Raw genomic sequence first — 594 nt, 5'->3', positions numbered from 1 at the left:
ACTTTAGTCGCGATGCAGACGACGCCATTTCAAGACAGTTGCTGCTACGCCAAACTTCCGTAGCAGCGGCCCCAGGCCGCGTCACGGGCGCTGCGGTACAGCTGATGCACCGCGTCGCCTGCATCGCGGCCAAGGCCGGCTCCTACCACGAACAGTGTAGGAGCCGACTTTAGTCGCGATGCAGACGACGCCATTTCAAGACAGTTGCTGCTACGCCAATCTTCCGTAGCAGCGGCCCCAGGCCGTGTCACGGGCGCTTCGGTACAGCTGATGCACCGCGTGAAGCAGACGCCGCCTGGCGGCAGCTGCTACGCGAATGCGGATACTCCATGGACCGCGTCGCCTGCATCGCGGCCAAGGCCGCTTCCTACCACGAACAGTGTAGGAGCCGACTTTAGTCGCGATGCAGACGACGCCATTTCAAGACAGTTGCTGCTACGCCAATCTTCCGTAGCAGCGGCCCCAGGCCGCGTCACGGGCGCTGCGGTACAGCTGATGCACCGCGTCGCCTGCATCGCGGCCAAGGCCGGCTCCTACCACGAACAGTGTAGGAGCCGACTTTAGTCGCGATGCAGACAACGCCATTTCAAGACA

The organism is Pseudomonas sp. GYB4201, from assembly GCF_056312595.1.
The sequence above is the reverse complement of the archived record's forward strand: the minus strand, read 5'-3'. Positions refer to the sequence as shown.